This window comes from Streptomyces sp. NPDC047869, assembly GCF_040704065.1.
In the GTDB taxonomy this organism is placed as follows: domain Bacteria; phylum Actinomycetota; class Actinomycetes; order Streptomycetales; family Streptomycetaceae; genus Streptomyces.
On the sequence record NZ_JBEYRK010000077.1, the window covers coordinates 1 to 1,191 of the forward strand.

Genomic DNA, 1,191 nt, shown 5'->3' on the forward strand with positions numbered 1-1,191 from the left:
CTAGTGTCCCGGTCTTGAGTTCTGGTCTCGCCTCGTGAGTCGCCTTCCGTTTCAGATTCGGGCGTTTGCCAGTTGCGAGGTGGCTGGGGGCGGTGTCCTGAGGGCATGGGGGACACCAGGCTGGAGCCGCTCGTGCTGTCCGGGGATGAGCGATCGATCTTGCGGAACTGGGCCCGGCGCCGGTCGACGGCGCAGGGCCTGGCCAAGCGGGCCGCGATCGTGCTCGCCTGCGCGGACGGGCTGAGCAATACCGCGGTGGCGGCCCGGCTGGAGACCGACCGCAAGACGGTGCGCCGGTGGCGGACCCGGTTCCTGGCCGAGCGGCTCGACGGCTTGTCCGACGAGCCGCGCCCCGGGGTGCCGCGCACCATCACCGATGCGCAGGTCGAGGAGGTGGTGGTGCGGACGTTGGAAGCGGTGCCGGAGGGCGGAACGCACTGGTCCAAGCGGGAGCTGGCACGCCAGGTGGGTATCTCGCCGACCAGTGTGTACCGGATCTGGCAGGCGTTCGGGCTGCAGCCGCACCGTACCGAGACGTTCAAGATCTCCCCGGATCCGTTGCTGCTGGACAAGATCAGGGATGTGGTCGGGCTCTATCTGGCCCCGCCGGCGAACGCGGTGGTCTTCTCGGTCGACGAGAAACCGCAGATCCAGGCACTGGAACGGACGGCACCCGTGCTCCCGATGCTGCCCGGTGTCCCCGAGCGGCGCAGTTTCGACTACATCCGGCACGGCACCACCGATCTGTTCGCGGCGCTGGACATCGCCACCGGGAAAGTGATCGGCAAGGTGTCCGCCCGTCACGCCGCCGAGGACTTCCGCGACTTCCTGGACCTGCTCGACCACGAGGTGGAGCCCGGTCTGGCAGTCCACGTGATCTGCGACAACCTCTCCGCGCACAAGGCGCCGGTCGTGCACAAGTGGCTGGTGGCCCATCCACGTTTCGCTCTGCACTTCACACCCACGTACTCGTCGTGGATCAACCAGGTAGAACGCTGGTTCGCGGAACTGCAGCGCCGCTGCCTGGAACGCGGGGTGTTCTGCTCAGTCGACGCGCTCCAGGCAGCCCTGCAGAAATGGATCGAGGTCTGGAACGAACAGGCCCGCCCGTTCCGCTGGACCAAGACAGCCGACCAGATCATCGACCGGATCTGCCGCTACTGCGACAGGATCTCCGGACCAGCTCACTAG

1 protein-coding gene is annotated in these 1,191 nt (G+C 67.3%); it reads left to right on the forward strand.

Annotation, left to right across the window (positions count from 1 at the left end; translation table 11 throughout):
• The first annotated feature begins 105 nt into the window (after positions 1–105).
• A complete protein-coding gene (locus tag AB0924_RS38600) occupies positions 106–1,191 on the forward strand; it encodes an IS630 family transposase (RefSeq protein ID WP_366913988.1) in 1,086 nt (361 codons plus the stop codon).